Here is a 19,437-nt window from a genome sequence, read left to right on the forward strand (position 1 = left end):
ATCGACTCCAGTTCACCTTCCAGCACGCCCAACGCATTCTTGAGGTCGTGGGCAATGAGTGCGAGCGCAGTACTCATGATGATGGCTTTGGGTCAGGGCTCAGTGCGGCTGGGCAGCTGTGTCCAGCATGCTCAGGGTTTCGCGGAAGTAGCGTCGCATCATGATGACGCGGTCGCTGGCGGGCATCAGTTTTTCGAGTCGGGTCAGGTAATTGCTGACGCGCTCGATTCGACCGCGGTGACGTTCTTTCTTCAAACGCAGTGCCATGCAGTTGATCTGCGCAGCCTGCAGCAACACACCTGTGTTTTCAGGGTAGTCATGCACGGCTTGCTCAATCGCATCCACGGCTTCGTCGATGTGACTGTCACGCAGCAGTTTGCGGGCGTCTTTGACCTTGGCATCCAGACCCGCCGCCGCAGACTCGATCACCGAGCCGATCTTGTCCTCATGGCCGGTGTCGTGCAATGCCTTGCCGATCATCTGCTTGATGCGGGGGTTTTCGTGGTCGGCACTGATCGCAGCCTCCAGCAAAGCCAGTCCGGCTTCTTCATTGCCTGACATCAACTCGGCCTTGGCCAGTGCTACCGTGGCAAAGTCTGCTTTGCCGCGCCCCATGGTTTCGCGCGCCTTGGCCAACGTTGCGGCGGCCTGTTCCGTCTGTCCGGCCTGCATTTCGGCCTGAGCTTGCACGGCCAGGGCGACTTGCGCAAACTGGGGCGCGTTCTTGAATGTCTTGGCGGCATCGCCCAGCACACGCACGGCCTCAGTGGATTCGCCGATGTCCACCAAAGTCTGCGCCAGCATCAGCGGGTCCAGCGGCTGCTGCACCATCGAGCCACGGCTGGATTTGTTCGCTTTGACCAACGCATCCTTGGCAGTGTCCAGATCGCCATTGCGATAGGCGCTTTCGCCAACGAGCCGGAAGCGCCGCGCCGACGGTACGACCACAGCCGCTTCGCGCAACACCCACATGGCCCCTTCGGGGTCGCCCATGGCTTCCAGCGACTCGGCAATCACGTCGTAGGCGGCCACGTTGCGCTCGCCCTCGCGTGAGTCAATGATGTCCTGGGCAAACTGCTTCGCCTCTTCATACTGGCCTGCGGCTTTGTGGGCCCGTGCCAATCCCAATCTGGCCCAAGTCAGGTCGGCACGTTGTTCCAGTGCCGCCCGATAAACGACCTTGGCATCTTCGTGGCGTCCCAGCTTCAGCAGTGTCTGTGCCTTGAGTTGCAGGGCAGACATGAACCAACGGTTGCGTGCGGCCAGAAGCTTGTCACATTGGGTCAGTGCACCCGGCAAGTCCTCTTTGCTCAAGCACGTGGTGATGGGCAGCAGGGCATCGCGCTTGTCCAGTGCACTTTTCAGGCGTTCATCCAGGTCGGCCGCGGTGATGGGCTTCAGCAGGTAGGCGTCCGGGTAATGCTCGGTGGTGGCCGCAACCGAGGCATACGAGCCCTCTGCCGTGATCATGAAAAACAAGCAGTCATGAGGCAGAAGTTGCTCGTCTCTCAGGTACTCGAAGAACTGTTGCCCATCTGTTTTGTGGTTCAGGTTGTAGTCGCAGAGGATGAGGTTGTATCTGCGCGACTTGACCAAACGAACCGCATCATCTGCCGTGGAGGCTACATCAGTCTTGTTAATCCCTAACAGAGAAAGATATCCCCGCAACGTGGATTGCTGTACCGCCATGTCATCGATGATGAGCACAGCAAGGTTGGAGTACGGGGTGATGATGGTGGCCATGGCGCAATACCGACGGTTCCTTGCGACGAGTACGGGATCTGACGCGGATGGCCTTTGACACAAGCGCAAGGCCAGCCATGCACTACATCGTGTTTTTCGGCATGTGATGGGCTGACTTGAGCTTTGGGGTGAAATTCCTGCTTTTTCAGGACAAAAGAAAGGGTTAACCCCTTGTTTTGCGCTGCGGGAGTCAAAAGAAAAGGCGCCCGAAGGCGCCTTGGAGGGTGTCATGCTGACGATGATCACTTGAAGATGTTCTTCACGCGATCGGTCCAGCTCTTCGAATTGGGCGAGTGCTTCTCGCCACCTTTCTTGAAAGACTCGTCGAGTTCCTTCAGCAACTTGCGCTGGTGCTCGGTGAGCTTGACCGGCGTTTCCACCACGATGTGGCAGTACAGGTCGCCTGGGTAGCTGGAGCGAATGCCCTTGATCCCCTTGCCACGCAGACGGAAGGTCTTGCCGTGTTGCGTACCTTCGGGGATGTCGATTTCAGCCTTGCCGCCCAGGGTTGGCACCTCGATCGAGCCGCCCAGCGCTGCCGTGGTCAGTGGCACTGGCACGTTGCAGTGCAGGTCGTCGCCATCACGCTCAAAGATGTCGTGCTGCTTGATGCGGATCTCGATGTAGAGGTCGCCTGCAGGGCCACCATTGGTGCCAGGTTCGCCATTGCCGGCCGAACGAATGCGCATGCCTTCGTTGATGCCGGCCGGGATCTTGACTTCCAGGGTCTTGGTCTTCTTGACCTTGCCTTGGCCAGCGCAAGCGGTGCAGGGCTCGGGAATGATCTTGCCCGTGCCTTGGCAGTGCGGGCAGGTTTGCTGCACGCTGAAGAAGCCCTGACGCATGTGGACGGTACCCGAGCCATTGCAGGTCGGGCATGTCTTGGCGCTGGTGCCGGGCTTGGCGCCGCTGCCATGACACACGCCGCACTCGTCCCAAGCGGGGATGCGGATTTGGGTTTCCTTGCCCGCAGCAGCCTCTTCCAGGGTGATTTCCATCGCGTACGACAAGTCGCTGCCACGGTAAACCTGGGGGCCACCGCCACGGCGGCCACCGCCACCTTGGCCAAAGATGTCGCCAAAGATGTCGCCGAAGGCATCCGCAAAGCCGCCATACCCATGCGCACCACCTGCGCCGCCGCCCATGTTCGGGTCAACGCCGGCATGGCCGTACTGGTCATAGGCTGCGCGCTTCTTGGGGTCCGAGAGCATCTCGTAGGCCTCTTTGACCTCTTTGAACTTCTCTTCGGCTTCCTTGGCCTTGTCACCCTGATTGCGGTCAGGGTGGTACTTCATGGCCAGCTTGCGGTAGGCCTTTTTGATGTCGTCGTCAGACGCGCCTTTGGCGACGCCAAGGACTTCGTAAAAATCGCGTTTTGCCATGATCTTGTCGAGCTGAGCGAAGGTTGTTTCGCTGGTCGGGGCCAGATCCGACAAAGGCACAGGGCCTGAGCGCGTGGCTCATGCAACCTGTGCCCCATCGGTCAGAGGTGGACCAGATCAGTCCTTCTTGACTTCCTTGAACTCGGCGTCCACGACGTTGTCATCGGCCGGCTTGGCTTGCTCGGCACCTGCAGCACCTTCTGCAGCACCGGCAGCGCCTTGGTTGGCCTGCATGTCAGCGTACATCTTCTCGCCCAGCTTTTGCGAAGCGGTCATCAGGGCATTGGTCTTGGCCTCGATGTCGTCCTTGTCGTCACCCTTGAGGGCTTCTTCAACGTCCTTGATCGCGGCTTCGATCTTTTCCTTCTCACCGGCTTCCAGCTTGTCGCCGTATTCGGTCAGGGACTTGCGCACGCTGTGAACCATGCCATCGCCTTGGTTCTTGGCTTGCACGATTTCGAGCTTCTTCTTGTCTTCGGCGGCGTTCAGCTCGGCGTCCTTCACCATCTTCTGGATTTCTTCCTCGGACAGACCCGAGTTGGCCTTGATGGTGATCTTGTTTTCCTTACCGGTGCCCTTGTCCTTGGCGCTCACGTGCAGGATGCCGTTGGCGTCAATGTCGAAGGCCACTTCGATCTGGGGCACGCCGCGAGGTGCGGGTGGGATGCCTTCGAGGTTGAACTCACCCAGCATCTTGTTGCCCGAAGCCATTTCGCGCTCACCCTGGAACACCTTGATGGTCACGGCTGGCTGGTTGTCGTCAGCAGTCGAGAAGGTCTGGGCGAACTTGGTGGGGATCGTGGTGTTCTTGCTGATCATCTTGGTCATGACACCGCCCAGGGTTTCGATACCCAGGGACAGCGGGGTCACGTCCAGCAGCAGCACGTCGGTGCGATCGCCGGCCAGTACTTGACCTTGCACCGCAGCGCCCACGGCCACGGCTTCGTCAGGGTTCACGTCCTTGCGTGGGTCCTTGCCGAAGAACTCCTTGACCTTCTCTTGCACCTTGGGCATGCGGGTCATACCGCCGACCAGGATCACGTCATCGATGTCGGCCACGGCCACGCCTGCGTCCTTGATGGCGGTGCGGCAAGGGGCGATCGTGCGCTCGATCAGGTCTTCAACCAGGCTTTCCAGCTTCGCGCGGGTCAGCTTGATGTTCAGGTGCTTCGGACCAGTGGCGTCAGCGGTGATGTAAGGCAGGTTGATGTCGGTTTGAGCCGAGTTCGACAGTTCGATCTTGGCCTTTTCCGCGGCTTCCTTCAGGCGTTGCAGGGCCAGCACGTCCTTGGCCAGGTCGACGCCAGATTCCTTCTTGAACTCGCTGATGATGAAGTCGATGATGCGTTGGTCGAAGTCTTCACCGCCCAGGAAGGTGTCGCCGTTGGTCGACAGCACTTCGAATTGCTTTTCGCCGTCCACGTCGGCGATTTCGATGATGGAGACGTCGAAGGTGCCGCCGCCCAGGTCATACACGGCGATCTTGCGGTCGCCCTTGCCAACCTTGTCCAGACCGAAGGCCAGTGCAGCGGCAGTCGGCTCGTTGATGATGCGCTTGACATCCAGGCCCGCAATGCGACCTGCATCCTTGGTGGCTTGACGTTGCGCGTCGTTGAAGTAAGCCGGCACGGTGATGACGGCCTCGGTGACTTCTTCACCCAGGTAGTCTTCAGCGGTCTTCTTCATCTTGCGCAGCACGTCGGCCGACACTTGAGGAGGCGCCATCTTCTTGCCGCGCACTTCCACCCAAGCGTCACCGTTGTCCGCAGCGGTGATGGTGTAGGGCATCAGGTCGATGTCCTTTTGCACTTCCTTTTCGGTGAACTTGCGGCCGATCAGGCGCTTCACCGCGTACAGGGTGTTCTTGGGGTTGGTCACAGCCTGGCGCTTGGCCGAGGCGCCCACCAGCACTTCACCGTCTTCTTGGTAAGCAATGATGGAAGGGGTGGTGCGAGCGCCTTCGCTGTTCTCGATCACCTTGGTGGTGTTGCCTTCCATGATGGCCACGCACGAGTTCGTGGTGCCCAGGTCAATACCAATAATCTTGCCCATGTTTGTGTGCTCCTAGAGGATTTGGTCTGGAAGACAGTCGCTTCCGATTGATTCGTTATCTGTGCACGCCGGCGCCGTTTTCAAGAGCCCCTGTTTCAAAAAAGGGCTTGGACCGGTCGTGACAGCGGTTTATTTGGGGGCGGCCACGGTCACCAGGGCAGGGCGCAGCACGCGCTCGGCGATGGAATAGCCCTTTTGCAGCACACCCACCACGGTGTTGGCTTCCTGCTCGGCGGGTACCATGCTGATGGCCTGGTGGTAGTTGGGGTCGAACTTGGTGCCGGCTTCCGGGTTGATTTCCAGCACTTTGTTGCGCTCCAGCGCAGCGGTCAACTGGCGCAGCGTGGCGGTCACGCCTTCCAGCACCGTTTCGACCGGGGTGTCAGGCTTGGCAGCGTGCGAAGCCAGAGCGGCCTCCAGGCTGTCGCGCACGGGCAGCAGGCTTTCGGCAAAAGATTCCACCGCAAACTTGCGCGCCTTGGCGATTTCTTCTTCCGAGCGGCGGCGAATGTTTTCGGCCTCGGCCTTGGCGCGCAGGTAGGCGTCGGACACCTCTGCGTGCTTGGCCAGCAGTTCGGTCATGTCCTGGGCCACGGACTCGTTCGGCAGCGCTTCGGTCGCCGTGTCGGGGGTGGCTGCCTCTTCGGGCGTGTTGGTCGTGTCGCTCATTTCTGATTCGGGTGGTTGTTTGCGAAAACCCTCCCCATGTCAGGGTGCTGAGGGGGTTTTCAAGAGGGGTGAAGAAATTATTTTTCGATGCTGACGGACCATCGCTGCCAGTCGGCCAGTTTCCGACGGTCGCGCTTCGTGGGGCGTCCCTGTTCAATGCTCTCGGCTGGCTCGGCGGCCAGTCGACGCTGCTCCTGGGCTTGCTGGCGCAGGCGCGCACTTTCGGGCGTTTCTTCGTAGAGTTGTTGCGCCTGCGGCGCCGGCCCACGAACCGTGCTCAACGCTTTGACAACCACCGTTTTGATGATCGGGCCTTGACGGATTTCCACCCGATCGCCGGCGCGCAATTCACGAGACGCCTTGGCGACCTGGTCGTTGACCTGGATGCGTCCCTTTTCAATTTCGTCTGCAGCCAGCCCGCGTGTCTTGAAAAAACGGGCGGCCCACAGCCATTTGTCCAACCGCAAGCGTTCGGTCAGTCCGGGAAGCGGGCGTTCTGTGTCACTCATCGGTCGTCAATTTGTCAGTCTGGCGGCTGGTTCGAGCCAGGAATCGTGCCGGGTCCATGGCATCTCTGAGTCCGATCTCGACCGGGCAGGGCGAGCCGGTAACCCAGTGGGCCAGCAATTCTCCCGCAAGTGCGGCCCAGGTGATCCCCCGAGAACCCAGGCCGGTCACGACAAATAGCCCCCCTTGCTCGGTGCGCTGGCGTGGTATCAACCGCACCTGGTCCAGTCGCACCTTGCGGCTCGCTGCCTGAAGTCGGTCGATCGACCAAGGCAGCGCCCCCACCAACGGCAATCGGTCGGGTGTGGTGGCCCGCCATCCGGTTCTGCCAAACAGGGCCGCCATGTCAGGGACATCCGATGGACGGGTCAGATCCCGATGCCATGCGCCAAGGCGCTTGGCTTGTCCCAGATTGTGGATGTGGTCAGCCTGTCGAACGGCTGGATCTTCATCGTGGTGCTGTGTCGTGGCACCACACAGAAGATCTTTGCCGCCAAGCGGTAGTACGTACCCACTGCCCGCAACGGGCAATTTGGGAAGCGTCACATCCTTGAAGTCGGCTGTGTCGTGCGCGATCGCCGTGATCTGCCCGCGCACCCTTGAAAGTGGCACAGGCGACACGGCCAATGCCGAGGGCAACTTGTTGCACAACGCTGTGGCTTGGTGCGCGCAGGCCATGACAACGGACGCCGCTCGGGCGATTTCAACGCCATGGTCATCCAAGGCCAGCCAAGTACCGTCTTTTGCCTGCGTCAGCGATGCGACCTCCGAATGCCAGCGTACAGACAGCAGCGGTTGACCATCCAGCTGCCATGGCGCGGCTTCGCTCAGCAATTGCTTGGCATACCCAGCTGGATGCACCCATCCCGCTTGATGAAAAAACCATCCACCACAGGGCAAGTTCAATCCGCTCATCTCTGCGGCTTGCGCCCGATCCAGCCACTCGACATGGTCGTCAGGCAGGTTCAGCTTGGCGATCAAAGCCTTCGCATCATCACTGTGGGTCTTGGCATCGAGGCGGATCAGCCCCTGGGTCTGACCGGCGACCTGCCCGTCAGCGATCCACCCTTTAATTTGAGACCAAGTGGCAAGAGCCGCCGAGCGGTGGGCGCGCGCATGAATCCCGTCTTCACCGTGAACAATGCTGTGAAAAAGGCCCCCAGGGTTGCCTGATCCTTCCTGTGCGGGCCCAGCATGCCGGTCCATCAGGGTGACCCGCCACCCTTGCCGGCAAAGGGCATGCGCAGCGGAACATCCTGCCAAGCCTGCACCGATGACCAGCGCATGCCGATGCGGCGAGGCAACGGTGGACTGCAAACCGCCCGCGGGTGGTGGCGCCACATACCGAGGGGCAAAGTGCCCCTGAATCATGTCGCGCTTGCCGGCAAACCCGGGCGTCTTCGTCATCACAAAGCCGGCGCGTGTCAGTGCGTCCCGCACCCCGCGCGCAGCAGACCAGGTGGCCGCAGTGGCATCAGGCGCCGCCAGACGGTCGAGGCGGGACAGCAAGCCTTCATCCCACATATCGGGATTCTTGGCCGGCGCAAATCCGTCCAGATAAAACGCATTGACCGAGGCCAGCAACGACGGCAGCAACTCTGCAATGTCGCCCAGCCCTAACATCAGCGTCACGCCTTGAAGGCGCCCGTCAGCTGACAACGGCTCGTCAAAGTGCCGGGTATGCCAGCCAGCGGTCAGTGGCGGCCATTGCTCGATCAGGCGTGTTGACAATGCGGCGCGCAATCCAGCGTCTGGGTCTTGCGTGTCGGGCACGGCGGCGTGCACGCGCGCCAAATCATCACGCGTCAGCGGGTGCTTTTCGATCGAGATGAAAACCAGACGATCACATCGCTCGGCGTCAGCCAACCAGGTGGCCCACGTTGCCAGGAAATTGTTCCCCAGACCAAACCCGGTTTCCAGAATCACAAACCGGGTTTGACGCTGCCAGCGTGCTGGCAGTCCGTTGCCACCCAAGAACACGTGCCGGGCCTGAGCCCAAGCACCGGCCACTGCGTGATAAACGTCGTCGTACACCGGCGAGTAGGGGATGCCGGGAGCATGGCCCGACGGGCTTTCGCCCAGGGCCGCGGGAATCACTGACATGGCTTACTTACTGCGCAACCCAGCCGCCGTCCACGTTCCAGGCTGCGCCACGCACGTTGTCCGCGCCGGGCGAGCACAAGAACACGGCCAAGTCACCCAGTTGGGCAGGGGTCACAAATTGAAGGGAGGGCTGCTTCTCGCCCAGCAGACCCTTTTGTGCGTCAGCCAGACTGACACCTTCACGCTCGGCCTTGGCATCAATTTGCTTTTGCACCAGGGGCGTCAGCACCCAGCCGGGGCAAATCGCGTTCACGGTCACGCCGGTGGTGGCGGTTTCCAGCGCGGCAGCCTTGGTCAGTCCGACCAGTCCGTGCTTGGCCGCGACATAAGCCGACTTGCCGGCCGATGCGACCAAGCCATGGGCGGATGCCAGATTGATCACGCGCCCCCAGTTCTTGCTGCGCATGCCTGGCAGCGCCAATCGCATGGTGTGGAAGGCCGAGCTCAGGTTGATGGCAATGATGGCATCCCACTTTTCAACCGGGAAATCTTCCACATTGGCCACATGCTGAATGCCAGCGTTGTTCACCAGGATGTCAACGCCGCCAAATTCCGCTTGCGCGTAGGCGAACATGGCTTCGATTTCAGCGGGCTTGGACATGTCGGCGCCGTGATACCCCACTTTGACGCCGTGCGCGGCGCCAGCGGCCCGAACCGCCGATTGGGGGGCTTCGACCTCGCCAAATCCGTTCAGAATGATGTTGGCGCCTTGCGCAGCCAGCTTCTCGGCAATACCCAGACCAATCCCGCTGGTGGAGCCTGTTACCAAAGCGGTTTTACCTTTCAACATCTCGGGCCTCCTGTAGGTAAGAAGAAACACAAACAATGTGGAATGGCCCATTATCTGTTGTGATACCGACCTGCCACGCTTTCATTCGACCATGAGCACAGACAACAACGTTCAGCCCACGCTTCGCCATGTCACTTGCCCGGGCGCCAGTCACACCGATGCAGCGACCCACCGCATGGCTTATTGGTCGTGGGGGGACGAGCGCAATCCGAATGTGTTGATCTGTGTCCATGGCTTGAGTCGCCAAGGCCGTGACTTCGACACCCTGGCAAAGGCTCTGTGTGATCGCTATCACGTGGTCTGCCCGGATGTGGTGGGGCGCGGTGAGTCCGACTGGCTGGCCGACCCATCTGGCTACCAGGTGTTCGGCTATGTGGGTGACATGGTGGCGCTGCTCCAGTCGCTGCGCACGCAACGAGGTGCAGCCGATCCCATTGCGGTGGACTGGGTGGGTACGTCCATGGGCGGGTTGATCGGCATGGCGCTGTCGGCGCTGCCGCCAGCTGCGTCGGGGGCGACATTGCGCAAAATGGTACTCAACGACGTGGGGCCACGCGTGCGTCACGAAGCCATCGTGCGCATTGGCGAATACTTGGGGCAGCCCATGCGATTCTCGGACGAGCAGCAAGCTGCCGACTACCTGTGGCGCATCTCGACCGGATTTGGTCCCCATACGCCGGAGCAATGGCTGGCCTTGTCGCGGCCCTTGCTCCGGAAGGCACCGGATGGCAGCGGGCTGATCCTGCACTACGACCCGGCCATTGCCGCGCCGTTCAAAACCATGAATGCAGACAGCGCTGCTGCGGGCGAGGCCATGCTGTGGCAGGTGTACGATTCCTTGAAGGCCAAGGTGCTGCTGTTGCGAGGCAAGCAGTCCGACTTGCTGGACACGGCAACGGCCGTGGACATGACCCGGCGCGGACCCAAGGCGCGCTTGGTGGAATTTGAAGGTGTTGGGCATGCGCCAACGTTGATCGCCGCAGATCAGGTTGCCGCAGTGAAGGAATTCTTGATCGAATGAAGACCAGTTCTCTCATGCCAGGTTCGGCGGGGCATGCGGCCATTGTCGAGCTGGTCGAGATGTCCCCTGAAGGCGAATCGCCTTCAGGCAGTATTTTGTCCAAAGCTCGGTCGTTTGCTGAGCCCTTGCTGCTCACTCAGCGGTTTGAAACGGGCGAAGACGCGCTGACGCATGCCGACGGTGTCAACTTCATTCTGTCAGGCATCGGTGCGCCGCCGTCTTTGCGTGCTGCGGCTTATCTGGTCTATGCCAGCGAATACCTGACGCAGCCCGAAGAGATCATCGCCCGCTCGTTTGGCGAAGACGAGGCCACGCTGGTCACGCATACCCGCAAGCTGGTGCAGGTGCAGCGCAATGCGCGCGATGCCATGGCAGACGATGTCGACGGCCCACTGGCTGCCGAGCAGGTCGAGCGCATCCGCAAGATGCTGCTGGCTTTTTCCCGCGATTTGCGCGTGGTGCTGCTGCGCTTGGCATCGCGGCTGCAAACACTCCGCTATTACGCCGAGAGCAAGCAGCCTTGCCCCCGGGCGTTGGCGCGCGAGTCTCTTCAAGTGTTTGCGCCCCTGGCAAACCGTCTGGGCATCTGGCAGATCAAGTGGGAAATGGAGGACTTGTCTTTCCGCTTCCTGATGCCGGAGTCGTACAAAGCCATCGCCAAGTCATTGGACGAAAAGCGGCTGGAGCGAGAGCATCACATTGAACAGGTGCGTGCCCAACTGGCCCAGGCGCTGAAAGACGCAGGGATCCCGGCACTGGTACAGGGTCGCCCCAAGCACCTGTACAGCATCTGGAAGAAGATGAAGGGCAAGGATCTGCCCATTGACCGGGTGTTTGACATTCGCGCGCTGCGGGTCATCGTCGCAGACATCCCGGCCTGCTACGCTGCGCTGAGCCGTACGCATGAACTCTGGCACGCCATGCCGGAAGAGTTCTCTGATTACATTGCCAAGCCCAAGCCCAACGGCTATCAGTCCTTGCACACGGTGGTGCGTGATGAGCAGGGGCGCAGCATCGAAATCCAGATCCGAACACAAGCCATGCATGACCACGCTGAAAGCGGCGTGGCGGCACACTGGGCTTACAAAGAGGCGGGCACCAAAGGCTACGCCGGGGTGCAGGCTGCAGGCGATTTTGAAACCAGAGTGGCCGAGGCACGCAAAACTGTCTTGCGTCAGTTGCTGGCTTGGGAGCGAGATCTGGCTGCAGCGGATGATGCGCAGGGGGAGCCGGGTCACAAGGGGCTCTTCGACGATCGCATCTACGTCTTCACGCCGGGTGGCGAGATCATTGATTTGCCATCGGGCGCGACGCCCATCGACTTCGCCTACACCCTGCACACCAATCTGGGACACCGCTGCCGTGGCGCCAAGGTAGATGGCGCCATGGTGCCGTTGAACACCGCGCTCAAAAGTGGCCAGACCGTGGAAGTGGTGTCCATCAAGGAAGGTGGGCCTTCGCTGGATTGGCTGAATGCCGATTTGGGCTTCCTCAAAAGCCAACGCGCCCGCGCCAAAGTGCGCGCCTGGTTCAATGCTTTGGCGCAGCAGGCCACCATCGCTCGCGGTCGTGAGTCGGTCGAAAAACTGTTGCAACGTGAGGGTAAAACCGCCATCAAGCTCGACGAGTTGGCCTCGCGTCTCGGATTCAAGAGTGCCGATGCCTTGTTCGATGTGGTCGGCAAGGACGAGTACTCATTGCGCAACATCGAGCAGTTTCTGCGTCCGGCCGCGCCAGAGCAGAGTCCTGACGAGCTCATCACGCAGCGCATTGCCCGGGCGGATCCATCGAAATCCGCGACAGATGGCAAGGGTGTGCTGGTGGTCGGACTTGACTCGTTGCTGACGCAGTTGGCGCGTTGCTGCAAGCCTGCGCCGCCCGACAGCATCGGTGGGTACGTGACGCGAGGCAAGGGCGTCGCTGTCCATCGCGCGGATTGCGTGAACTTCCGCCAACTGGCCGCCCAACAGCCCGAGCGGGTGATCCCGGTCACGTGGGGGCGTCAGGCCATCACCGAGTCAGCGCAATACGCGGTGGATGTGATGGTGGAAGCACACGACCGGACCGGCCTGCTGCGCGACGTGTGCGACGTTTTGGCGCAGGGCAAGATCCATGTGCTGTCCATGCACAGCCACGTCGTGCGTGACCGCGTCACCATCACCCTGACCGTGCAGACAGGCGACACATCCCGCTTGAACAACATCTTGGCCAAAGTGTTGCAAATCGGGGGCGTATTGCGAGCCCGACGCAAATAATGCTATAGTAGCGGTCTTGCAGGCGCGTAGCTCAGTTGGTTAGAGCACCACCTTGACATGGTGGGGGTCGTTGGTTCGAATCCAATCGCGCCTACCAGATTTGGTAGAAAAGCCGATCAGCGTCAGCCGGTCGGCTTTTTTGTTGCCTGACTGCGGATCAGCACCTGGAGTGGGTTAGGGTAATGTCTTATATAAGATATAATTTCAGTCATTGATTACCCCCCAATCCAGCCCCCGACCCCGGGATCTCTGGAAAAAGTGAAGAAACCGCCCACAAGGCGGTTTCTTCCTTTGTGCGCGCCATTTGTTGAGTTCTGCGCGACTCGTTGCGCTTTGAGAATTCAGTCGCTGAATCCCCTCCTACAATGTTCCGAGAACACAGGAGCAGCTCATGAGCGCAACGCCACGAAAGTCCACCCGCAAAGAAGCCGAACCTTCAACCTCCGCCGAGTCGACGGAGCAGGGTGCACAACCGGGCGCGAGTACCGGCAGCGTCCGAGCGATCAAGAAGTACCCCAATCGTCGCCTGTACGACACGCAGACCAGCAGCTACATCACACTGGCCGACGTGAAGGACATGGTCCTGGCTTGTCAGCAATTCGTGGTGCTGGACGCCAAAAGCGGTGAAGACCTGACCCGCAGCATTCTCTTGCAGATCATTCTGGAAGAAGAAACCGCCGGGGTGCCCATGTTCTCAACGCAGGCCTTGGCTCAGATCATCCGTTTTTACGGCCACACCATGCAAGGGTTGATGGGGAACTATCTCGAGCAGAACATCCAGTCCTTCATCGACTTGCAGGGGCGGTTGGCAGAGAACTCCGTCGCCAACCTCCAGCAAAACCCGCTGATGCAAAACTTCATGGGCGGCTACATCGAGCAAACCCAGCAAATGTTTGCACAAATGCAGCAGCAAATGAGCAAACAGGCCGAGACGCTGATGGGGAGCCTCGGGGCAGGCCTAGCGCCCAAGAAGTAATGGCTTGAGTGCCGGCCACACGTTGTCCAGCAAAATGGGGTGGCCTGCAGCCGTTGGGTGAATGCCATCGGCCTGGAACCACTTACTGGCATCGGCGCGGTCGGCGATGCCCTTCAAGAAAAACGGCACCAGTGCGCACTTGGTTGCTTTTGCCAAGTCGGCGTACATCGTGGCGAAATCCTGTGTGTACCGCTTGCCGAAGTTGGGTGGCATCTGCATGCCCACCAGTACAACGCGCGCACCTTGGCGGACTGAGGCCTCAATCATGTTTTGCAGGTTTTGGCGCGTGCCGGTCAGCGCCAAGCCCCTGAGCGCATCGTTCGCGCCCAACTCAATGACAACCACCGACGGCTGATGCACCTGCAGTAAAGCTTGCAACCGAGCCTGCCCGCCAGAAGTCGTTTCACCGCTGATGCTGGCGTTTTCAACCTGCCAGTTCGGGCGCTCTGCCTTCAGTCGGGCCGATAGCAAAGCCACCCATCCCGCTCCACGAGGCAAGCCATACTCGGCAGACAGGCTGTCGCCCAGGATCAGTATTTTTTTGCCGGCATGGGTGTTGGCTCGGGCTTGTGAGCCCCAGGCAAGACCCCAAAAGATGGAAAGAGCGACGCGTCGCGTAAAGTTCATCTGACCGGACCCTTATTGCGCAGCACATGAATATCAACACCACCGAGCATGATCTGATCGACCGTCATGCCATCGTCGCCAAACGATTGGGTAAGCGCGTGCTTGACTCTACAGGTGAGTTGACCATCTTGCACGACATCGATCTGCAAATCCCACGCGGTGAGACGGTTGCGATTGTGGGGGCGTCCGGCTCCGGCAAAAGCACACTTCTGTCTCTGTTGGCGGGTCTGGATACACCCACCGATGGCGAGGTTTGGTTGTGTGGTCGATCCCTGTATGCAATGACCGAAGACGAGCGCGCAGCCCACCGTGCCCAACACCTTGGTTTCGTTTTTCAGAGTTTTCAACTCATTGGCCATCTGACCGCACTGGAAAACGTGATGCTTCCGCTGGAATTGCGGGGTGACAAACAAGCCAAGGCCAAAGCGGAGGCCATGTTGATCCACGTGGGTTTGGCGCAGCGTCTGGGCCATAAGCCCGCGCTGTTGTCCGGAGGGGAGCAACAGCGTGTTGCGCTCGCGCGCGCCTTTGTCGTTCGCCCAGACATCCTGATGGCCGACGAGCCGACGGGAAGCCTGGACCATGCCACCGGTCAAAACATCATGGATCTGATGTTCAAGCTCAATGCGGAGGCTGGTACCACGCTGGTGCTGGTCACACACGATCTGGGCATTGCTGAGCGCTGTCATGCGCGAATTCAGATCAGCGCGGGTCGTCTGAGCGGTTAGGATGCGCGCATGAGTCTGAAACTGCTATTTGGCTTCCATGCCGTTACCGTGCGCCTGAAGGTTGCGCCCAAAACCATTCGTGAATTGCATGTTGACGCGTCTCGGCGCGATCAGCGGATGAAGCAGTTTCTCGCCAAGGTCGAAGAGGCGGGCCTGAAAGTCATCGAAAGCGATGACGATCACCTGCAAAAGCTGTGTGGCACCCATCGCCACCAAGGCGTTGTGGCGCGCGTTGAAGCGGTACAGCAGGCGCGTTCGCTGGACGACCTGCTCGACTCTTTGTCCGAGCCGCCACTGCTGCTGGTGCTTGATGGCGTGACGGATCCACACAATCTGGGCGCCTGCCTGCGTGTGGCAGACGGTGCGGGGGCCCATGCGGTGATTGCGCCGAAGGACCACGCTGTGGGCATCAACGCCACCGTCGCCAAAGTGGCCAGCGGTGCAGCCGAGACGGTTCCTTACTTCATGGTGACCAATTTGGCTCGCACGCTCAAGGAGCTGAAAGAGCGCGACATCTGGATCATTGGCACGTCTGATGATGCGCCACACGGCCTCTACGACGTGGACCTCAAGGTCCCCACGGCCATTGTGTTGGGCGCTGAGGGGGATGGCATGCGTCAACTGACCCGCAAGAACTGCGATGACTTGGTCAGCATCCCCATGATGGGCTCGGTGGACAGCCTCAATGTGTCCGTGGCCAGCGGCGTGTGCCTTTACGAAGCTCGCCGCCAGCGCATGGCTTGATCACGGCGATCGCTGTAGCAACGCGGCGTCTCGGCGCCGCTGCACAGACCAGGCCCAGCCACTCAGGCTCAGCGCCACCATCATCCATGTCAGGCTGAGCCAGTGCAACTGGCTGTAGCCATGATGACTGAGCACCCATCCGCCGCCCGATGCCCCCATGGCATGCCCCAGGTAAATGGCGGATGTGTTCAGCGCCATGAGCGCGGGCGCCAGCCTGGGTGACAAGCCGCCCAATCGGGCTTGCTGACCAGAGTTGGTGGCAAACCCACTCAAAGCCCAGGGGATGAAAACCAAGGCCAGAGCGGGCAGTGTGTGCGCCAAAGGCCAGATCAACAAACTGATGGCCATCAGCCCCAATGTCAAGGTCACCGCAGGCGCTGCGCCCACACGGTCGACCATGCGATTGAGCACCAGGTTGCCCCCCAAGGCCAACGAGCCAAACCACGCAAACATCAAACTGATCTGCTCCGGGGTGGCACCAAAGTCGTACTTGTAATACGGGGCGGCATAGGCCAGCAGGGAGTACTGTCCTGCGCTTTGACATGCCGTCACGAGCACGACGGCCATCAGCAGTGGAGAGGTCAGGACCTTGCGCCAGGACCGCCATGACAGGGCAGGGGGGCGAATACCGGTCGGGACGTGACGATGAACCAGCCACGCAACGACGGCGGCACTTGCAGCGATCAGCCACATGGCAATGCGCCAGCCAAGCCGCTCACCGATCCACGCTGCCATGGGCATGCCGACGACCGATGCAATCGACCACCCCATGAAAACGAACGTGATCGCCCGCCCACGGTGTGCGGGGGTGCTCATGTAACCCATGGCTGCCGCAGCCTGCGGCGTGAACACGGCTGCGGACAGGACGGTCAGCGCCCGAGCGGGCCATAACCATGGGTAAGAGGGGGCCATGGCGCACAGTGCATGCCCGATCCCGTACCAAATCATGGCCCAGCAAAGCAGCACACGGCGATCAATGCGCGAGATCAGCCCAGCCAGTATGGGGGCGCCCAGGCCCATCATCACGGCCGCAATGGCGATCAACTGGCCACCTGTAGCGACCGTGATGCCCAAATCCTTGGTCAGATCGTTGAGCGTGCCGCCAACCACCATGACGCCGCACCCGATCACAAAGTTACCCGCCAGCAAGCTCCAGCGAGTGCGAGCCATGCTCGCTGCAGTCCGGGTTCGTTCAAGCTCCACGTCAGGTTGCCTTAATGCGGGACGCGAAGAGCCTCGGGATTCACGATGTTGGTGGGCGTGCCTGCGATGTAGTTCAGCAGGTTGTCGAAGGCCTCGCTGAACAAATGCTCGTAGTGATCCTGCTCCACGAAGCCAATGTGCGGGGTGCAAACAGCATTTTCCAGTCGCAGCAACGGGTGCCCCTGAAGAATGGGTTCACTTTCAAACACATCTACGGCCGCCATGCCTGGATGCCCGCGATTGAGGGCTGCGACCAAGGCACCGTCTTGCACCAATTCCGCACGGGAAGTATTGACCAGTAGCGCGGTGGGCTTCATGCGCGCCAAATCTTCCAGCGTCACGATGCCTCGCGTGTCCTGACTGAGTCGCAGGTGAATGCTCAACACGTCAGACTCGGCAAAAAAAGCCTCACGACTTTCCGCGGTCATGTAACCGTCGGCCACAGCCTCATTTCTGGCCCGCTCGCTGCCCCAAATGGTCACGCGCATGCCGAAAGCCTTGCCGTAGCCAGCCACCAGGCGACCCACTCGGCCATAGCCCCAGATGCCGAGCGACTTTCCGCGCAACAGCATGCCCACACCGAAATTGGTGGGCATGGAGGCAGACTTCAGGCCCGCCTGCTGCCATGCGCCGTGCTTGAGGTTGCCGATGTACTGCGGCAGGCGACGCATGGATGCCATCACCAACGCCCAGGTCAGCTCAGCTGGTGCGACGGGATCCCCGGCCCCTTCAGCCACGGCAATGCCCAACTTTGTGCATGCATCCAGGTCGATGTGGTCGCCCGCTCTGCCGGTTTGACAGATCAGGCGCAATTTGGGCAGCTTTTCCAGCAGCGCTTTGGGAAGGGGCGTCCGCTCGCGGATCAGCACAAGTGCTTCAGCGTCTCGGAGGCGGATGGCCAACTGGCCGGTGCCTTTGACGGTGTTGGTGAAGACTTTGGCGGAAAGCCCATCCAATTTGGACGCGCAATGGAGTTTGCGTACGGCGTCCTGGTAATCGTCAAGAATGATGATGTTCATGGGGCTGTCGGCGTTTCAGCCCGTCATTGTGCAACAACGCCTGCGTCAAGTGCGCAGTGACAGCATTAAATTTCGTCACCAAGTCGTTGATTTAACAGACCTGCTGGGGGCTGAATTGGTGATTTCTTGAGGGCGAATCGGGAAAACCATGTCCAGCGCATCCAGTCGCTTTTGCGCGTCCATCTGCCCACGGTGAAGCGCGACCACCCGAAATACGGCTGGGCGCAGGTGCCAAAGCTCCCTCAGTGAGCGAGACATGGCAATGTTGTCCCTGACCTCGTCTGCCTGTGCCGACTGTAGGTCCCATAGCGCACGCTCAAACTGTGCCTTGACGCCAGCCAGGCCCGACAGGGGAGGGAGCGTGGTTGGCAGATGCTCCAGGTCTCGGACCCAGCGCCAGAACATCTTGGGCCATTTCAACCAAACGGGATCGGGCTTTCGGCGCAATGCGGGTGGCGGCGTGTGGACGCGGCGCGATTCGCCGCACCCCAGCGTGTCGGACACCACAGTCAGTCGCGAGCCATTGACCGTCGACCCAGCCAAGGGCTCCAAATGTTTGCGGCGCACCGCGTTGCTCCCCGCCGAGGGGGATTGGCTATCAGAAAAGAATTGTGATGCCATGACATCCTCGCATCAGCCGCTTGAGACGGCCACTTGCTTCGGATATCGGACAAATGCGCTGTTGGGTTAATCAGCGTTTGGGTGAACAAATACCGAAAGGACGGGGCGTCAAGCCGCTGCCGCCAGCATGAGGGCGGGCTGGTGATCAAGACGTTGCCATCCTCCGTCGGACGCATCAGCAAACACGGCACGGGCACAGTCTTCGCAACGGCCGCAGCACGTCGCCACGCCAGTTGCCATCTGCAACTCATCGAATGACGAGCAGCCTTGCTGAGCACGCCGCGTGATTTCGCGATCAGAAACGCGATTGCAGACACAAACGATCATGGGGGTCCCCACGGGGTTTCAATGCGCTCATTCTAAATGCGAATGATTTGCATGTAAACGGTAGGATCATGGATCAGGCTTGGATCTCACCCATGATGGACTGCAGGTAGTTCTGAACGCCAACCTTGGTCAGCAAGTCGATTTGCGTTTCCAGGAAGTCGATGTGCTCCTCGGTGTCATCCAGAATTTTCTGAAAAATGTCGCGGGAGACGTAGTCACGTACCGCCTCGCAGTGCGCAATGCCTTCTTTCACGGTTGCCTGCGCAGCAGTCTCCAGTTTCAAGTCGCACTCCAGAATCTCGGGGACATCCTCCCCGATCAGGAGCTTGCCAAGGTCTTGCAGATTAGGCAGTCCGTCGCGCGTGAAGATTCGCTCCATCAGCATGTCGGCATGCTTCATCTCGCCGATCGACTCTTCGTACTCTTTCTTGGCAAGCTTGGTGAAGCCCCAGTGCTTCAGCATCCGATAGTGCAGAAAGTACTGGTTTGTCGCAGTCAGTTCGTTTTTCAGTTGCGCGTTCAGCAACTCGATCACGCGTGCATCGCCCTTCATGGTGAACCTTTCGTATCTGCGGCCTTTGCCGACGGTGGAGATGGACAAAGTACGGTCAGAGTGTGAACCAAATGGCATCTGTATGCCATGCGTTACCACCCTAAAGCTGCGGAATGG

Annotated in this window: 18 protein-coding genes and 1 tRNA gene; 6 read left to right on the plus strand and 13 right to left on the minus strand. The window is 60.2% G+C overall.

The annotated features are described in order from the left end of the window. Window positions 1-99: 99 nt before the first annotated feature. The 7 genes from ACMV18_RS08380 to ACMV18_RS08410 form a co-directional block, all read right to left on the minus strand. Window positions 100-1,743, minus strand: coding sequence for a tetratricopeptide repeat protein (locus tag ACMV18_RS08380; protein ID WP_420817476.1), 1,644 nt, complete (start codon window positions 1,741-1,743; stop codon window positions 100-102). 242 nt (window positions 1,744-1,985) lie between these two features. Next, the gene (gene dnaJ / locus ACMV18_RS08385) at window positions 1,986-3,125 is read right to left on the minus strand and encodes a molecular chaperone DnaJ (protein ID WP_374258598.1); all 1,140 of its coding nucleotides are present in this window, start codon (window positions 3,123-3,125) and stop codon (window positions 1,986-1,988) included. Window positions 3,126-3,242: 117 nt separating this feature from the next. Then, the gene (gene dnaK, locus ACMV18_RS08390; protein ID WP_420817477.1) at window positions 3,243-5,177 is read right to left on the minus strand and encodes a molecular chaperone DnaK; all 1,935 of its coding nucleotides are present in this window, start codon (window positions 5,175-5,177) and stop codon (window positions 3,243-3,245) included. 129 nt (window positions 5,178-5,306) lie between these two features. Next, entirely contained in the window at window positions 5,307-5,846 is a 540-nt protein-coding gene (grpE, locus tag ACMV18_RS08395) for a nucleotide exchange factor GrpE (protein ID WP_374258969.1), read from the minus strand. A 77-nt stretch (window positions 5,847-5,923) separates the two neighbouring features. After that, window positions 5,924-6,355 (minus strand): RNA-binding S4 domain-containing protein, encoded by a 432-nt coding sequence (locus tag ACMV18_RS08400; RefSeq protein WP_374258968.1) that lies wholly within the window; start codon window positions 6,353-6,355, stop codon window positions 5,924-5,926. Then, window positions 6,348-8,456 carry an FAD-dependent 5-carboxymethylaminomethyl-2-thiouridine(34) oxidoreductase MnmC gene (mnmC, locus tag ACMV18_RS08405; protein ID WP_420817478.1) on the minus strand — a complete coding sequence of 703 codons (2,109 nt, stop codon included), beginning with the start codon at window positions 8,454-8,456 and terminating at the stop codon, window positions 6,348-6,350. Before mnmC ends, ACMV18_RS08400 begins: the two co-directional genes overlap by 8 nt. A 7-nt stretch (window positions 8,457-8,463) precedes the next feature. Continuing rightward, entirely contained in the window at window positions 8,464-9,246 is a 783-nt protein-coding gene (locus ACMV18_RS08410) for a 3-hydroxybutyrate dehydrogenase (RefSeq protein WP_420817479.1), read from the minus strand. Between the two features lie 91 nt (window positions 9,247-9,337). On the opposite strand from ACMV18_RS08410, the gene ACMV18_RS08415 reads away from it, so the two are divergent. The 4 genes from ACMV18_RS08415 (at window position 9,338) to phaR (ending at window position 13,498) form a co-directional block, all read left to right on the plus strand. Beyond that, on the plus strand, window positions 9,338-10,267 hold the full coding sequence (locus tag ACMV18_RS08415; protein ID WP_420817480.1) for an alpha/beta fold hydrolase: 930 nt from the start codon (window positions 9,338-9,340) through the stop codon (window positions 10,265-10,267). Next, window positions 10,264-12,522 (plus strand): RelA/SpoT family protein, encoded by a 2,259-nt coding sequence (locus tag ACMV18_RS08420; RefSeq protein ID WP_420817481.1) that lies wholly within the window; start codon window positions 10,264-10,266, stop codon window positions 12,520-12,522. The genes ACMV18_RS08415 and ACMV18_RS08420 overlap by 4 nt, the downstream gene beginning before the upstream one ends. A gap of 20 nt (window positions 12,523-12,542) precedes the next feature. Then, a tRNA-Val gene (locus ACMV18_RS08425) sits at window positions 12,543-12,619 on the plus strand. Window positions 12,620-12,913: 294 nt separating this feature from the next. After that, entirely contained in the window at window positions 12,914-13,498 is a 585-nt protein-coding gene (phaR, locus tag ACMV18_RS08430) for a polyhydroxyalkanoate synthesis repressor PhaR (RefSeq protein ID WP_420817482.1), read from the plus strand. On the opposite strand, the gene ACMV18_RS08435 is transcribed toward phaR, so the two are convergent. Further along, a complete protein-coding gene (locus ACMV18_RS08435; protein WP_420817483.1) occupies window positions 13,481-14,125 on the minus strand; it encodes an arylesterase in 645 nt (214 codons plus the stop codon). The two genes, phaR and ACMV18_RS08435, sit on opposite strands and share 18 nt — an antisense overlap. 26 nt (window positions 14,126-14,151) lie before the next feature. Between ACMV18_RS08435 and ACMV18_RS08440 the strand changes: the two genes are divergently transcribed. Both ACMV18_RS08440 and rlmB read left to right on the plus strand, forming a co-directional pair. Further along, a complete protein-coding gene (locus tag ACMV18_RS08440) occupies window positions 14,152-14,853 on the plus strand; it encodes an ABC transporter ATP-binding protein (protein ID WP_420817484.1) in 702 nt (233 codons plus the stop codon). A 9-nt stretch (window positions 14,854-14,862) separates the two neighbouring features. Then, window positions 14,863-15,597: a 23S rRNA (guanosine(2251)-2'-O)-methyltransferase RlmB gene (gene rlmB, locus ACMV18_RS08445; RefSeq protein WP_374258960.1), complete on the plus strand. Its 735-nt coding sequence runs from the start codon at window positions 14,863-14,865 to the stop codon at window positions 15,595-15,597. Here rlmB and ACMV18_RS08450 read toward each other — a convergent pair whose 3' ends face one another. The 5 genes from ACMV18_RS08450 to bfr all read right to left on the minus strand — a co-directional run bounded on the left by ACMV18_RS08450 (window position 15,598) and on the right by bfr (window position 19,320). Further along, a complete protein-coding gene (locus ACMV18_RS08450; protein ID WP_420817485.1) occupies window positions 15,598-16,767 on the minus strand; it encodes an MFS transporter in 1,170 nt (389 codons plus the stop codon). Between the two features lie 44 nt (window positions 16,768-16,811). Then, a complete protein-coding gene (locus ACMV18_RS08455) occupies window positions 16,812-17,819 on the minus strand; it encodes a D-2-hydroxyacid dehydrogenase family protein (protein ID WP_420817486.1) in 1,008 nt (335 codons plus the stop codon). 75 nt (window positions 17,820-17,894) lie between these two features. After that, window positions 17,895-18,386 (minus strand): hypothetical protein, encoded by a 492-nt coding sequence (locus ACMV18_RS08460; RefSeq protein ID WP_420817487.1) that lies wholly within the window; start codon window positions 18,384-18,386, stop codon window positions 17,895-17,897. 162 nt (window positions 18,387-18,548) lie between these two features. Continuing rightward, complete coding sequence (locus ACMV18_RS08465) at window positions 18,549-18,767, minus strand: (2Fe-2S)-binding protein (RefSeq protein WP_420817488.1); 219 nt, start codon at window positions 18,765-18,767, stop codon at window positions 18,549-18,551. 73 nt (window positions 18,768-18,840) lie between these two features. Then, entirely contained in the window at window positions 18,841-19,320 is a 480-nt protein-coding gene (bfr, locus tag ACMV18_RS08470) for a bacterioferritin (RefSeq protein ID WP_420817489.1), read from the minus strand. Window positions 19,321-19,437: the final 117 nt, after the last annotated feature.

The sequence above is a fragment of the Aquabacterium sp. genome (assembly GCF_048860245.1).
GTDB lineage: Bacteria > Pseudomonadota > Gammaproteobacteria > Burkholderiales > Burkholderiaceae_C > Aquabacterium.

Excerpts from the sequence above, each read along its gene's own strand:
- ACMV18_RS08380 (WP_420817476.1), bottom strand. The coding sequence starts at position 1,743 with ATGGCCACCATCATCACCCCGTACTCCAACCTTGCTGTGCTCATCATC.
- dnaJ (WP_374258598.1), bottom strand. The coding sequence starts at position 3,125 with ATGGCAAAACGCGATTTTTACGAAGTCCTTGGCGTCGCCAAAGGCGCG.
- dnaK (WP_420817477.1), bottom strand. The coding sequence starts at position 5,177 with ATGGGCAAGATTATTGGTATTGACCTGGGCACCACGAACTCGTGCGTG.
- grpE (WP_374258969.1), bottom strand. The coding sequence starts at position 5,846 with ATGAGCGACACGACCAACACGCCCGAAGAGGCAGCCACCCCCGACACG.
- ACMV18_RS08400 (WP_374258968.1), bottom strand. The coding sequence starts at position 6,355 with ATGAGTGACACAGAACGCCCGCTTCCCGGACTGACCGAACGCTTGCGG.
- mnmC (WP_420817478.1), bottom strand. The coding sequence starts at position 8,456 with ATGTCAGTGATTCCCGCGGCCCTGGGCGAAAGCCCGTCGGGCCATGCT.
- ACMV18_RS08410 (WP_420817479.1), bottom strand. The coding sequence starts at position 9,246 with ATGTTGAAAGGTAAAACCGCTTTGGTAACAGGCTCCACCAGCGGGATT.
- ACMV18_RS08415 (WP_420817480.1), top strand. The coding sequence starts at position 9,338 with ATGAGCACAGACAACAACGTTCAGCCCACGCTTCGCCATGTCACTTGC.
- ACMV18_RS08420 (WP_420817481.1), top strand. The coding sequence starts at position 10,264 with ATGAAGACCAGTTCTCTCATGCCAGGTTCGGCGGGGCATGCGGCCATT.
- phaR (WP_420817482.1), top strand. The coding sequence starts at position 12,914 with ATGAGCGCAACGCCACGAAAGTCCACCCGCAAAGAAGCCGAACCTTCA.
- ACMV18_RS08435 (WP_420817483.1), bottom strand. The coding sequence starts at position 14,125 with ATGAACTTTACGCGACGCGTCGCTCTTTCCATCTTTTGGGGTCTTGCC.
- ACMV18_RS08440 (WP_420817484.1), top strand. The coding sequence starts at position 14,152 with ATGAATATCAACACCACCGAGCATGATCTGATCGACCGTCATGCCATC.
- rlmB (WP_374258960.1), top strand. The coding sequence starts at position 14,863 with ATGAGTCTGAAACTGCTATTTGGCTTCCATGCCGTTACCGTGCGCCTG.
- ACMV18_RS08450 (WP_420817485.1), bottom strand. The coding sequence starts at position 16,767 with ATGGCTCGCACTCGCTGGAGCTTGCTGGCGGGTAACTTTGTGATCGGG.
- ACMV18_RS08455 (WP_420817486.1), bottom strand. The coding sequence starts at position 17,819 with ATGAACATCATCATTCTTGACGATTACCAGGACGCCGTACGCAAACTC.
- ACMV18_RS08465 (WP_420817488.1), bottom strand. The coding sequence starts at position 18,767 with ATGATCGTTTGTGTCTGCAATCGCGTTTCTGATCGCGAAATCACGCGG.
- bfr (WP_420817489.1), bottom strand. The coding sequence starts at position 19,320 with ATGAAGGGCGATGCACGCGTGATCGAGTTGCTGAACGCGCAACTGAAA.